General features: G+C 62.0%; 10 protein-coding genes. All 10 read right to left on the reverse strand.

What is annotated here, in order from left to right:
* Positions 1-145 precede the first annotated feature (145 nt).
* Entirely contained in the window at positions 146-1459 is a 1314-nt protein-coding gene (gene brnQ / locus FAS41_RS23015) for a branched-chain amino acid transport system II carrier protein (protein ID WP_138525721.1), read from the reverse strand.
* A gap of 473 nt (positions 1460-1932) precedes the next feature.
* The gene (sucD, locus tag FAS41_RS23020; RefSeq protein ID WP_038803160.1) at positions 1933-2814 is read right to left on the reverse strand and encodes a succinate--CoA ligase subunit alpha; all 882 of its coding nucleotides are present in this window, start codon (positions 2812-2814) and stop codon (positions 1933-1935) included.
* Positions 2814-3980 carry an ADP-forming succinate--CoA ligase subunit beta gene (sucC, locus tag FAS41_RS23025; protein ID WP_015477516.1) on the reverse strand — a complete coding sequence of 389 codons (1167 nt, stop codon included), beginning with the start codon at positions 3978-3980 and terminating at the stop codon, positions 2814-2816. Before sucC ends, sucD begins: the two co-directional genes overlap by 1 nt.
* Before the next feature lie 159 nt (positions 3981-4139).
* Entirely contained in the window at positions 4140-5576 is a 1437-nt protein-coding gene (gene lpdA, locus FAS41_RS23030) for a dihydrolipoyl dehydrogenase (RefSeq protein ID WP_138525722.1), read from the reverse strand.
* Between the two features lie 81 nt (positions 5577-5657).
* Positions 5658-6890: a 2-oxoglutarate dehydrogenase complex dihydrolipoyllysine-residue succinyltransferase gene (gene odhB, locus FAS41_RS23035; protein WP_138525723.1), complete on the reverse strand. Its 1233-nt coding sequence runs from the start codon at positions 6888-6890 to the stop codon at positions 5658-5660.
* A 42-nt stretch (positions 6891-6932) separates the two neighbouring features.
* A complete protein-coding gene (locus FAS41_RS23040; protein WP_138525724.1) occupies positions 6933-9764 on the reverse strand; it encodes a 2-oxoglutarate dehydrogenase E1 component in 2832 nt (943 codons plus the stop codon).
* A 250-nt stretch (positions 9765-10014) separates the two neighbouring features.
* Complete coding sequence (locus tag FAS41_RS23045) at positions 10015-10722, reverse strand: succinate dehydrogenase iron-sulfur subunit (protein ID WP_024765470.1); 708 nt, start codon at positions 10720-10722, stop codon at positions 10015-10017.
* Positions 10723-10733: 11 nt separating this feature from the next.
* A complete protein-coding gene (sdhA, locus tag FAS41_RS23050) occupies positions 10734-12506 on the reverse strand; it encodes a succinate dehydrogenase flavoprotein subunit (protein ID WP_138525725.1) in 1773 nt (590 codons plus the stop codon).
* 3 nt (positions 12507-12509) lie between these two features.
* On the reverse strand, positions 12510-12878 hold the full coding sequence (sdhD, locus tag FAS41_RS23055) for a succinate dehydrogenase, hydrophobic membrane anchor protein (RefSeq protein WP_024765472.1): 369 nt from the start codon (positions 12876-12878) through the stop codon (positions 12510-12512).
* A partial coding sequence (gene sdhC, locus FAS41_RS23060) for a succinate dehydrogenase, cytochrome b556 subunit (protein ID WP_138525726.1) occupies positions 12872-13163 on the reverse strand: 292 nt, incomplete at its 5' end. The genes sdhC and sdhD, both read right to left, overlap by 7 nt.

Here is a 13163-nt window from a genome sequence, read left to right on the forward strand (position 1 = left end):
AACCTTCCGTAGATCTCTCTAGACAGAAAAAATCATAAATCGTTGATTTTTAATATGTTTTAAATTCAACAAAAGACCCTAGTAGATTTCTCTAGACAATAAAAAGGCCGCCTTGTGGGCGGCCTTTTTCAGGGATGGCGGGATATCAGGCCATCGCTTCCTGGGGTTTGCCCAGCAGACGGTCGATCACCACCATCACGGCCAGCATGGCCACCGAGGGGATCAGCCAGGCGAGGCCCTGTTCGGCCAGCGGCAGGTGCTCCATCCAGGCTGGCATCCAGGCATCGAGCTTGGCGCCTTTCAGCGCGTCGATGATGCCGAAGACGAAGGAGATGACCATGACCGGGGCGACGATACGGGTTTGCGAACGCCACAGGCTGGCACAGAAGCTCAGCGCCACCAGTACGATGCATGGCGGGTAGATGGCGGTCAGCACCGGGATCGAGAACTGGATGAGCTTGGTCAGACCCAGGTTCGACACCAGCAGCGAGAAGCCGGCCAGGATGATCACCAGGCTGCGGTACGACAGCGGCAGGATGCGGCAGAAGTACTCGGCGCAGGCGCAGGTCAGGCCCACGGCGGTGACCAGGCAGGCCAGCGCGATGAGCACGGCGAGGAAGGTGCTGCCCAGCGAGCCGAAGGTGTGCTGCACGTAGGCGTGCAGCACGGCTGCGCCATTGGCTGCACCGGCGGCGATGTCGTGGCTGCCGGCACCCAGGCGGAACAGGCTGATGTACACCAGCGCCAGGCCTACCCCAGCGATCAGGCCGGCGATGATGGCGTAGCGGGTGATCAGCCGCGGAGACTGCACGCCACGGGAACGGATCGCATTGACGATGACGATGCCGAAGACCAGCGCGCCGAGGGTATCCATGGTCAGGTAGCCATTGACGAAGCCCTGGGAGAACGCGGCCGTCTGGTAGGCCGGCTCAGCAACGCCGATGGGACCGGCCGGCAGCATGAAGGCGGCGATGCCCAGTGCGGCCAGGGCGATGATCTTCAGCGGCGCAAGGAAGCGGCCAACAGTATCGAGCAGCTTGCCCGGATACAGCGAGATCACCAGCACGATCAGGAAGTACACCAGGCTGTAGAGGAACAGCGGCAGCGCGCCCTCCCCGGTCAGCGGCGCCAGGCCGACTTCGAAGGAGACGGTGGCGGTACGCGGGGTGGCGAACAGCGGTCCAACCGACAGGTAGCAGACAGCCGCCAGCAACCCACCGGCGACCTTGCCGATGGGGTGGCTCAGCGTGTCCATCGCACCACCGACCTTGGCCAGGGCAACCACGGTAATCACCGGCAGGCCAACGGCGGTGATCAGGAAGCCCAGCGCGGCCATCCACACGTGCGGCCCCGACTGCAGACCCACGATCGGCGGGAAGATGATGTTGCCCGCGCCAACGAACAGCGCGAAGGTCATAAAACCAAGTGCCAGGACGTCCTGGCCTTTCAAGACTTTCATGAAGGGAAATACCACAGTGCTGAAACGGTTTCGTGGTCTCCCAAGGCACGCACGCCGTACGGACGTGACAAAGCCGCATCGAACGGGATTGGCCGGCTCACGCCTGCGCCTCCTGTGATGCTGCTGTCATCGGTACGGAGAGTTGTTCTTGGAAGTCCGATAGCAGAGGTTTTCCAAGGGCTCGTGGCCCGTTTGCTCCTGCATTCTGGTTATCCCGACATCCTTGCCGGTCAGGAATCGCCGTCGCCTCCGGGTAGGAATTGACGGTGAGCGAGCCTTCCCTTGTGGGGAACGCGACGCTTCATATAGTTGCTAGCCTAACGATCTATTCCGATGAACTGCACTGACATACGTCAGATCGTCCGCGCAATGATCGGCGATGTCGCCTGAACGACACTTTGTAGACGCAGCCATAACGACAGAGGCCACCCGAAGGTGGCCTCTGTTGACGGACGGTTAAATAAGCGAGGCGCTTACTTGACCGGCCAGCCGGTCAGCTCGGCCAGGGCCTTACCGATGTCAGCCAGGGAACGCACGGTTTTCACACCAGCGTCCTGCAGGGCGGCGAACTTCTCGTCCGCAGTGCCCTTGCCGCCGGAGATGATGGCGCCGGCGTGGCCCATGCGCTTGCCGGGCGGTGCGGTGACACCAGCGATGTAGGACACCACCGGCTTGGTCACGTTGGCCTTGATGTAGGCAGCGGCTTCTTCTTCAGCCGAACCACCGATCTCGCCGATCATGACGATGGCTTCGGTTTTCGGGTCTTCCTGGAACAGCTTCAGGATGTCGATGAAGTTGGAGCCCGGGATCGGGTCACCACCGATGCCCACGCAGGTGGACTGGCCGAAGCCGGCGTCGGTGGTCTGCTTCACGGCTTCATAGGTCAGGGTGCCGGAACGCGACACGATGCCTACCTTGCCCGGCAGGTGGATGTGACCCGGCATGATGCCGATCTTGCACTCGCCGGGAGTGATCACGCCCGGGCAGTTCGGGCCGATCAGGCGTACGCCCAGCTCGTCGCACTTGACCTTGGCTTCCAGCATGTCGATGGTCGGGATGCCTTCGGTGATGCAGACGATCAGCTTGATGCCGCCGAAGGCCGCTTCCAGGATCGAGTCCTTGCAGAACGGAGCCGGAACGTAGATGACCGAAGCGTCAGCGCCGGTAGCTTCCACGGCTTCCTTGACGGTGTTGAACACCGGCAGGCCCAGGTGGGTGGTGCCGCCCTTGCCGGGGGTCACGCCGCCAACCATCTTGGTGCCGTAGGCGATGGCTTGTTCGGAGTGGAAGGTACCCTGCGAGCCGGTGAAGCCCTGGCAGATGACTTTGGTGTCTTTATTGATCAGGACGCTCATTACTTACCCTCCGCGGCCTTGACGACTTGCTGGGCAGCGTCGGTCAGGCTGGTCGCCGCGATGATGTTCAGACCGCTTTCGGCCAGTACCTTGGCGCCGAGGTCGGCGTTGTTGCCTTCCAGACGAACGACAACCGGGATTTTCACGCCGACTTCTTTCACGGCGCCGATGATGCCTTCGGCAATCATGTCGCAGCGAACGATGCCGCCGAAGATGTTCACCAGAACGGCAGCGACGTTGCTGTCGGACAGGATGATCTTGAACGCTTCGGTCACGCGCTCTTTGGTGGCACCGCCGCCAACGTCGAGGAAGTTGGCCGGCTTGCCGCCGTGCAGGTTGACGATGTCCATGGTGCCCATGGCCAGGCCAGCGCCGTTGACCATGCAGCCGATGTTGCCTTCCAGCGCGACGTAGTTCAGTTCCCACTTCTGCGCATGGGCTTCACGAGCGTCGTCCTGGGACGGGTCGTGCATGGCGCGCAGCTTGGGCTGACGGTACATGGCGTTGGAGTCGATGTTGATCTTGGCATCCAGGCAGTGCAGGTTGCCGTCTTTCTTGATCACCAGCGGGTTCACTTCCAGCAGCGCCAGGTCGTAGTCCTGGAACAGCTTGGCCAGGCCGACGAAGATGTGGGTGAACTGCTTGATCTGATCGCCTTTCAGGCCCAGCTGGAAGGCCAGCTCGCGACCCTGGTAGGGCTGAGCGCCAACCAGCGGATCGATGGTGGCCTTGAGGATCTTCTCAGGGGTTTCGTGCGCCACTTTCTCGATGTCCACGCCACCTTCGGTGGAGGCCATGAAGACGATGCGACGGCTGGAACGGTCGACAACGGCGCCGAGGTACAGCTCCTTGTCGATGTCGGTGCAGGATTCCACCAGGATCTTGCTGACCGGCTGGCCATTGGCGTCAGTCTGGTAGGTCACCAGACGCTTGCCCAGCCAGTTGGCGGCGAACGCCTTGGCGTCCTCTTTGCTCTTGACCAGCTTCACACCGCCCGCTTTACCGCGGCCACCGGCGTGTACCTGGGCTTTAACGACCCACTCGGTACCACCGATCTTTTCACAGGCTTCTGCGGCCTCTTCGGGTGTGTCGACGGCGAAGCCCTTGGATACGGGCAGGCCGTACTCAGCGAACAGCTGCTTACCCTGATATTCGTGGAGATTCATGCTTGTCTACCGTTTTCGTCTTGGGTATTGCGCATTCGGCGCGGCGCTCGTGGCACCACGCCACCTGTGACCGAGTCCCCCTCGGGGGAGAAACGATCCGGCGGATGGACGGCAGCCCCTCGCAAAAGACTGCCGCCCTCCCCGCCGTGGTCCCGTTCCTTAGCGCTTCTTGCGGTTGGCGATGTGGATGGCGTGGCCATTCACTGCCAGGGCCGCTTCGTGCAGCGCTTCGGACAGAGTCGGGTGGGAGAAGACCATCATGCCCAGGTCTTCGGCACTGGTGCCGAATTCCATGCCGATCGCGCCCTGCTGAACCAGCTCGGCGGCGCTCGGGCCGATCACGTGGACGCCCAGTACGCGGTCGGTCTTGGCATCGGCGATGACCTTGACCAGACCGGTGGTGTCGTTGGCAGCCATGGCACGGCCACTGGCGGCGAACGGGAAGGTGCCGACATTGACTTCGACGCCTTCGCCTTTCAGCTGCTGCTCGGTCTTGCCGACCCATGCGATTTCCGGGTGGGTGTAGATCACCGACGGAATCAGGTCGTAGTTCATCTGGGCCTTGTGGCCGGCGATGCGCTCGGCAACCATCACGCCCTCTTCCGAGGCCTTGTGCGCCAGCATGGCGCCGCGGACCACGTCACCGATGGCGTAGACGCCCGGAACGCTGGTCTTGCACTGGTCGTCGACGAAGATGAAGCCGCGCTCGTCCAGGGTCACGCCGCTGTCGGCGGCCAGCAGGTCGGTGGTCACCGGGCGACGGCCCACGGCCACGATCAGCTTGTCGAAGGTTTCCTTCTGCTCGCCGTTGGCGTCGGTGAAGGTCACGGTGACTTGCTTCTTCTTCACGTCCGAACCGGTGACGCGAGCGCCCAGGCGGATGTTCAGGCCTTGCTTGGTCAGGACCTTCAGGGCTTCCTTGGCGATCTGCTCGTCGGCAGCCGGGAGGAACTTGTCCAGGGCTTCCAGGACGGTGACTTCAGCGCCCAGGCGAGCCCAGACCGAACCCAGTTCCAGGCCGATGACGCCAGCGCCGATCACGCCCAGCTTCTTCGGCACGCTCTGGAATTCCAGGGCGCCGGTGGAGTCGACGATCACGTCTTCGGTCAGCGGGGCCGGCGGGATCTCGACCGGCTTGGAGCCCGAGGCGATGATGATGTTGTCGGCTTCCAGAACCTGGGTCTTGCCGTCCAGGCCGGTCACTTCGACCTGCTTGTTGGCCAGGACCTTGCCGTGGCCTTCGAAAGAGGTTACGCCATTGGCCTTGAACAGGGTGGCGATGCCGCCGGTCAGGTTCTTCACGATGTTGGCCTTGCGGGCAATCATCGCCGGAACGTCCATCTTCACGCCGCCGGTGGAGATACCGTGGATGTCGAAGCCTTCTTTGGCTTCCTTGTACTTCCAGGAGCTGTCCAGAAGGGCCTTGGACGGAATGCAGCCTACGTTCAGGCAGGTACCGCCGAGAGCGACCTTGCCCTCTTTACCGATGTATTTCTCGATGCAAGCGGTCTTCAGGCCGAGTTGGGCGGCACGAATAGCGGCTACGTAGCCGCCAGGGCCGGCACCAATCACAACCACGTCGAATTTCTGGCTCATGTCTCAATCCTTATTCCGGTGAAGCGGACGGCCCCTTTCGGGGCCGTCGTGTAGTACGGGGCCGTCGTGTGAACTGACGTATCAGACGTCCAGCAGCAGGCGAGCCGGATCTTCCAGCAGATCCTTCATGGTGACCAGGAAGCTTACCGCTTCCTTGCCATCGATCATGCGGTGATCGTAGGACAGCGCCAGGTACATCATCGGCAGGATCACGACCTGACCGTTAACGGCCATCGGGCGTTCCTGGATCTTGTGCATGCCGAGGATGGCAGTCTGCGGCGGGTTGACGATCGGAGTCGACAGCAGGGAACCGAATACGCCACCGTTGGAAATGGTGAAAGTACCACCGGTCATGTCTTCGATGGACAGCTTGCCGTCTTTGGCTTTCTTGCCGAAGGTGGCGATGCCGTTCTCGATCTCGGCCAGGCTCATGAACTCGGCGTTACGCAGAACCGGTACGACCAGACCGCGGTCGCTGGAAACTGCCACACCGATGTCCTGGTAGCCGTGGTAGACGATGTCGTTGCCGTCGATCGAGGCGTTGACGCCCGGGAAGCGCTTCAGGGCTTCGGTGGCGGCCTTGACGAAGAACGACATGAAGCCCAGGCGAACGCCGTTGTGCTTCTTCTCGAACAGGTCCTTGTACTTGTTGCGCAGGTCCATGATCGGCTTCATGTTGACTTCGTTGAAGGTAGTCAGCATGGCCATGGAGGACTGGGCTTCGACCAGACGCTCGGCAACCTTGGCGCGCAGGCGGGTCATCGGAACGCGCTTCTCGACGCGGTCGCCCGCGGCGAACACGGGAGCGGCGGCAGCAGCCGGAGCGGCGGCCTTGGCGGCCGGAGCAGCAGCCGGGGCGTTCTTCTTGGCTTCAACAGCGGCTACGACGTCTTCCTTGGTCACGCGACCGCCCTTGCCGGTGCCGGCCAGGCTGTTCGGGTCGATGCCGTTCTCCTCGGCCAGCTTGCGGGCGGCCGGCGAGAGGATGTTGTCGTCGCCAGCGGCGGCAGCCGGGGCAGCAGCGGCCGGAGCGGCAGCCGGAGCCGAGGCGGCAGCCGGAGCAGCAGCGGCAGCACCGCCTTCGCTCAGCTTGCCCAGCAGCTCGTTGGAGAGAACGGTGTCGCCTTCGTTCTTGACGATCTCAGCCAGGACGCCGTCGGCTTCGGCCAGTACTTCGATCACGACCTTGTCGGTTTCGATGTCGACGATCAGCTCGTCACGCTTGACGGCTTCACCGACCTTCTTGTGCCAGGTTGCGACGGTGCCGTCGGCAACCGATTCCGGGAAGGTTGGGGCTTTGATTTCGATAGCCATTATGTGTGTTTCCTTAAATTCGGTATCAACTGCGCGTTGGCGTTAAACGGTGAAGGCGTCCTGCAGCAGTTTTTCCTGCTGCTCGGCGTGCATCGAAGCGTAGCCGCAAGCCGGAGCTGCCGAGCCTTCGCGGCCCGCATATTCCAGGTTGAGACCTTTCTTGTGCGCGGCGATGACACGACGCATGTGGTGCTGCGAGCAGAACCAGGCGCCCTGGTTCATCGGCTCTTCCTGGCACCAGACGATGTGCTTGAGGTTCTTGTACTGCGACAGCACCTCGGCAAGATCGTCTTCCGGGAACGGATACAGCTGCTCGAGACGAACGATCGCGATGTTCTCGAGACCTTCGGCACGACGCTTCTCCAGCAGGTCGTAGTACACCTTGCCGCTGCACAGCACGATGCGGTCGACTTTCTTCGGATCCAGGCTGTCGATCTCGTTGATCACAGTCTGGAACGAACCGTCGGCCAGATCTTCCAGGGTCGAGATGGCCAGCTTGTGACGCAGCAGCGACTTCGGCGTCATCACGATCAGCGGCTTGCGCAGCGGACGGATCACCTGACGGCGCAGCATGTGGTAGACCTGGGCCGGGGTAGTCGGCACGCAGACCTGGATGTTCTGCTCGGCGCACAGCTGCAGGTAACGCTCCAGGCGCGCGGAGGAGTGCTCCGGACCCTGGCCTTCGTAGCCATGCGGCAGCAGCATGGTCAGGCCACACAGTCGTTGCCACTTGGTTTCGCCGCTGGTGATGAACTGGTCGATCACGACCTGCGCACCGTTGGCGAAGTCACCGAACTGCGCTTCCCACACCACGAGTGCATCCGGGGTGGTGGTGGCGTAGCCGTATTCGAACGCCAGTACAGCTTCTTCCGAGAGGTAGGAGTCGTACAGGCTGACGCGCGGCTGGCCGTCGAACAGGTTGGCCAGCGGGATGTAGACCGAGTCGTCCTTCTGGTTGTGCAGCGCCGCGTGGCGGTGCGAGAAGGTGCCGCGGCCGACGTCCTGACCGGTCATGCGGACCGGGTGACCTTCGAACAGCAGGGTGGCGTACGCCAGGTTCTCGGCGAAGCCCCAGTTGATCGGGAAGCCACCGGCAGCCATCTTGGCGCGGTCTTCGTAGATCTTCTGTACCTGACGCTGCATGACGAAGCCGTCCGGAGTTTCCAGCAGCTTGTTGGACAGGTCCTGCAGGGTCTTCAGGTCGCAGCGGGTGTCGTGACGCGCGGTCCAGGCGTGGCCGATGTACGGGCGCCAGTCGACGAAGAGCTCCTTGTTGGGCTCCTTCACCAGGCTCTTCACCACGTGCAGGCCGTTGTCGAGAGCGTCGCGGTATTCGTCGACTTTCTCCTGGGCCTGTTCGGTGGTCTGCACGCCAGCGGCGATCAATGCGTCGGCATAGAGGTCGCGGGTGGTGCGCTGCTTGGCGATCTGCTGATACATCAGCGGCTGGGTGCCGCTCGGCTCGTCGGCCTCGTTGTGGCCGCGGCGGCGGTAGCAGACCAGGTCAATGACCACGTCACGCTTGAACTGCATGCGGTAGTCGACGGCCAGCTGGGTCACGAACAGGACCGCTTCCGGATCGTCGCCATTCACATGGAAGATCGGCGCCTGGATCATCTTCGCCACGTCAGTCGCGTACTCGGTGGAACGAGCATCGTCCTGACGGCTGGTGGTGAAGCCGACCTGGTTGTTGATCACGATGTGGATGGTGCCGCCCGTCTTGTAAGCACGGGTCTGCGACATCTGGAAGGTCTCCATGACCACGCCCTGCCCCGCGAAGGCGGCATCACCGTGGATGGAGATCGGTACGACCTTGTCGCCTGTGCCGTCTTTGCGACGGTCCTGACGGGCGCGTACCGAGCCCTCGACCACCGGGGAAACGATTTCCAGGTGCGAGGGGTTGAATGCCAGGGCCAGGTGAACTTCGCCGCCGGTGGTCATGACGTTGGAGGAGAAGCCCTGGTGGTACTTCACGTCACCCGAGCCCATCTCGACCAGCTTCTTGCCTTCGAACTCGTCGAACAGCTCGCGCGGGTTCTTGCCCAGGGTGTTGACCAGGACGTTCAGACGGCCGCGGTGGGCCATGCCGATGACGATTTCCTTCACACCATAGGAGCCGGAGCGCTGGATGATCTCGTCGACCATCGGGATCAGGCTCTCGCCGCCTTCCAGGCCGAAGCGCTTGGTGCCCGGGTACTTGGTGCCCAGGTACTTTTCCAGGCCTTCGGCAGCGGTCAGGCGCTCGAGCAGGTGGGAACGGGCGTCGGCGGAGTACGTCGGACGGCCGCGCACGCTTTCCAGGCGCTGGGCGAACCAGTGGCGCTGCTCGGAGTCGACGATGTGCATGAACTCGGCGCCGATGGTGCTGCAGTAGGTCTGCTTCAGCGCATCGATGATTTCACGCAGGGTCGCCTCTTCCTTGCCGATGTAGAGCTCACCGGTACGGAATGTAGTGTCGAGGTCTGCAGCGGTGAGCCCGTAGTGTTCGAGCGACAGATCGGAGGGAGCAGTACGCACCCAGAGACCCAGCGGATCGAGCGATGCTGCCTGATGTCCACGCAGACGGTATGCCAGGATCAGACGCAGGACTTCAACCTGCTTTTTCTCGTGCTCGGTGCTTACGCTGCCAGCGGAAACAGGCGCGGCGCGGCGCTGGTTCTTGGCCAGGAGTACGAAATGATCACGGATAGAGGAATGCGAGACGTCGGGGGCAGGATTGCCGTCGGCGGGGAGCTTCTGGAAGTACGTGCGCCACTCTTCTGGCACAGCGTTCGGGTCGTGCAGGTAGAGCTCGTAGAGCTCTTCGACGTAGGCAGCGTTTCCACCGGATAGATGGGCACTGTTCCACATCCGCTGCATTACGCTTTCGTGCATGCTTGGTCACCCTCGGTAAGGGGACTCCACCTGTGGAATCTCTGGCGCGAAGTCATACACAGCGACTTCAAGCCACCGATCCCCGCAGATAGTCCGGGTACCAGCCCGGATGCCCCTGCTGGTCATATATACGTTTTCAAAACAGGACCCCCGCTTTGTGGGCTTGGGTCCTAGGGACTGTACCGCCGGACAATGTTCCGGCGGCACAGGTGTCGCTCTTGCAATGATCTTTGGGCGCTGGGCCCTCAGATCAAGTGCCGCTCTGCAGCAGCATGTTACGGATGTGACCGATTGCCTTGGTGGGGTTCAGACCCTTCGGGCAGACGTTCACGCAGTTCATGATCCCGCGGCAGCGGAAGACGCTGAACGGGTCATCCAGGCTCGCCAGGCGCGCCTGAGTTTCGGTGTCACGGCTGTCGGCCAGGAAGCGATAGGCTTGCAGCAGCGCGGCAGGACCCAGGAACTTGTCGGGGTTCCACCAGAACGACGGGCAGGAGGTCGAGCAGCAGGCGCACAGGATGCACTCGTACAGACCGTCCAGCTTCTCGCGCTCTTCCGGGCTTTGCAGACGTTCGATGGCCGGGGCTGCATATTTGTTCTGCAGGAACGGCTTCACGCTCTCGTACTGCTTGTAGAAGATGCGCATGTCGACGACCAGGTCACGGATGACCGGCAGGCCCGGCAGCGGACGCAGGACCAGCTTGCCGCCCTTCAGGCCAGCGGCCGACAGGGGGGTGATGCAGGCCAGGCCGTTCTTGCCGTTGATGTTCATACCGTCGGAACCGCACACGCCTTCACGGCAGGAACGACGGTAGGAGAAGCCCTCATCCTGTTCCTTGATCAGCGCCAGCACGTCCAGGACCATGATGTCCTTGCCGTCGGTATCGACCTGGAAGTCCTGCATGTAGGGTGCAGCGTCCTTCTCAGGGTTGTAGCGGTAAACACTCACTTGCAACATGGCGGGCACCCTTAGTAAGTACGAACCTTGGGTTCGAATGCCGGAACAGTTTTCGGCGCGAAGTTGACGGCACGCTTGGCTACACGCTTCTCACCCGGGAAGTACAGGGTGTGGCACAGCCAGTTCTCGTCATCGCGCTCCTCGAAGTCTTCACGGGCATGCGCGCCGCGGGACTCTTTGCGGGCTTCGGCCGCAATCGCAGTGGCTTCGGCCACCTCGAGGAGGTTCTGCAGTTCCAGCGCTTCGATACGCGCCGTGTTGAATGCCTGGCTCTTGTCGTTGATCTTGACGGTGGCGATACGCTCACGCAGATCAGCCAGCTGAGCGATACCTTTCTGCATGTATTCACCGGTACGGAATACACCGAAGTAGTTCTGCATGCAGGATTGCAGCTCGCGCTTGAGCGGGGCGACTTCTTCGCCGCTGGTGCGCTCGTTCACGCCATTCAGACGATTGAACGCGGACTCCAGGTCGGACTCGGAAGCACCGCGGTGCTCGATACCCTCTTTCAGGGCCTTTTCCAGGTGCAGACCGGTGGCACGACCGAACACGACCAGGTCGAGCAGCGAGTTGCCGCCCAGGCGGTTGGCGCCGTGTACCGATACGCAAGCCACTTCGCCTACGGCGAACAGGCCTTCGATGATCTGCTCGTTGCCGTTGGCGTCCATGGTCAGGGCCTGGCCATGGATGTTGGTGGCAACGCCGCCCATCATGTAGTGGCAGGTCGGGATAACCGGGATCGGAGCGACGACCGGGTCAACGTGGGCGAAGGTCTTGGACAGCTCGCAGATGCCGGGCAGGCGGCTGTGCAGAACTTCTTCGCCGAGGTGGTCGAGCTTCAGCAGTACGTGGTCCTTGTTCGGGCCCACGCCATTGCCGGCGATCACTTCTTTAACCATGGAACGGGCAACCACGTCGCGGCCGGCCAGGTCTTTCGCGTTCGGAGCGTAACGCTCCATGAAACGCTCGCCATGGGCGTTGATCAGGTAGCCACCCTCACCGCGGCAGCCTTCGGTGACCAGTACACCAGCGCCGGCGATGCCGGTCGGGTGGAACTGCCACATCTCGATGTCCTGCACCGGCACGCCAGCACGCAGGGCCATACCGATGCCGTCACCGGTGTTGATCAGGGCGTTGGTGGTGGAGGCGTAGATACGGCCGGCACCGCCAGTGGCCAGGACCACGGCTTTGGAGCGGATATAAACGGTGTCGCCGGTTTCGATGTCGATGGCGATGACGCCAACCACATGACCGTCCTGGTTCTTCACCAGGTCAACGGCGTACCACTCATTAAGGAAGGAAGTACCGCTCTTCAGGTTGGCCTGGTAGAGGGTGTGCAGCAGGGCGTGACCGGTACGGTCGGCTGCGGCGCAGGTACGGGCAGCCTGCCCACCCTTGCCGAAGTCCTTGGACTGGCCACCGAACGGACGCTGGTAGATGCGGCCCTGCTCGGTACGGGAGAACGGCAGGCCCATGTGTTCCAGTTCGAACACGGCTTCCGGGCCGACGGAGCACATGTATTCGATAGCGTCCTGGTCACCGATGTAGTCGGAACCCTTGACGGTATCGTACATGTGCCAGCGCCAATCGTCGTTCGGGTCGGCCGAAGCGATGGCGCAGGTGATGCCGCCCTGGGCGGATACGGTGTGCGAACGGGTCGGGAAGACCTTGGTCACCACGGCAGTCTTGTGACCGCCCTGGGCCAGTTGCAGCGCAGCGCGCATGCCGGCGCCGCCACCACCAACGATGATGGCGTCGAAGGAAAGAGTACGAATGCTAGCCATGGATCAGTTACCCCAGAGAATCTGCACACCCCAGACGAAGAATGCGAACATGGCCATGCCGCATACCGCCTGGACGAGGAAACGCACGACAGTCGCGGACTTGCCCAGCGCCATCGGAGTCAGGTAGTCGGTCGTGATGGTCCACATACCGACCCATGCGTGCACGCTCAGGGAAACCAGCGTCAACAGGCTGAAGATCTTCATCAGGCTGTGGGAGAACAGACCATGCCACTCGGCGTAGGTGATACCCGGGTGAGCGATCAGGAAGCCCAGCAGGAAGAGAACATAAGCCGCGAGAACGACCGCGGAGACGCGTTGGACCATCCAGTCATAGAGACCCGAACGCGACAAGTTAGTGACGTTAGTTACCATACCCATACCCCCGCCAGAACGATCAGCACCACTGCGACAGCGATGACGATTTTCGAACCACGCTTACCGCCTTCCAGTGTTTCGCCAATACCTGCATCCATGATGAGGTGACGAATACCGGCTACCAGGTGGTACAGCAGCGCAGACAGCAGGCCCCAGATCACAAGCTTGACCAACGGATGGGTCAGACACGCCTTCACCTGCTCGAAGCTTTCTTCCGAAGCGAGGGAACGATCCAGTGCAAACAGCAGCACTGCGATACCCACGAACAGAATGACGCCAGAG

The sequence above is a fragment of the Pseudomonas nicosulfuronedens genome (assembly GCF_005877905.1).
GTDB lineage: Bacteria > Pseudomonadota > Gammaproteobacteria > Pseudomonadales > Pseudomonadaceae > Pseudomonas > Pseudomonas nicosulfuronedens.

Bases quoted from the DNA above. Each gene is read 5' to 3' on its own strand.
- sdhA (WP_138525725.1), bottom strand. From the start codon at position 12,506: ATGGCTAGCATTCGTACTCTTTCCTTCGACGCCATCATCGTTGGTGGT.
- FAS41_RS23040 (WP_138525724.1), bottom strand. From the start codon at position 9,764: ATGCACGAAAGCGTAATGCAGCGGATGTGGAACAGTGCCCATCTATCC.
- lpdA (WP_138525722.1), bottom strand. From the start codon at position 5,576: ATGAGCCAGAAATTCGACGTGGTTGTGATTGGTGCCGGCCCTGGCGGC.
- sdhD (WP_024765472.1), bottom strand. From the start codon at position 12,878: ATGGTAACTAACGTCACTAACTTGTCGCGTTCGGGTCTCTATGACTGG.
- sucD (WP_038803160.1), bottom strand. From the start codon at position 2,814: ATGAGCGTCCTGATCAATAAAGACACCAAAGTCATCTGCCAGGGCTTC.
- odhB (WP_138525723.1), bottom strand. From the start codon at position 6,890: ATGGCTATCGAAATCAAAGCCCCAACCTTCCCGGAATCGGTTGCCGAC.
- sucC (WP_015477516.1), bottom strand. From the start codon at position 3,980: ATGAATCTCCACGAATATCAGGGTAAGCAGCTGTTCGCTGAGTACGGC.
- FAS41_RS23045 (WP_024765470.1), bottom strand. From the start codon at position 10,722: ATGTTGCAAGTGAGTGTTTACCGCTACAACCCTGAGAAGGACGCTGCA.
- brnQ (WP_138525721.1), bottom strand. From the start codon at position 1,459: ATGAAAGTCTTGAAAGGCCAGGACGTCCTGGCACTTGGTTTTATGACC.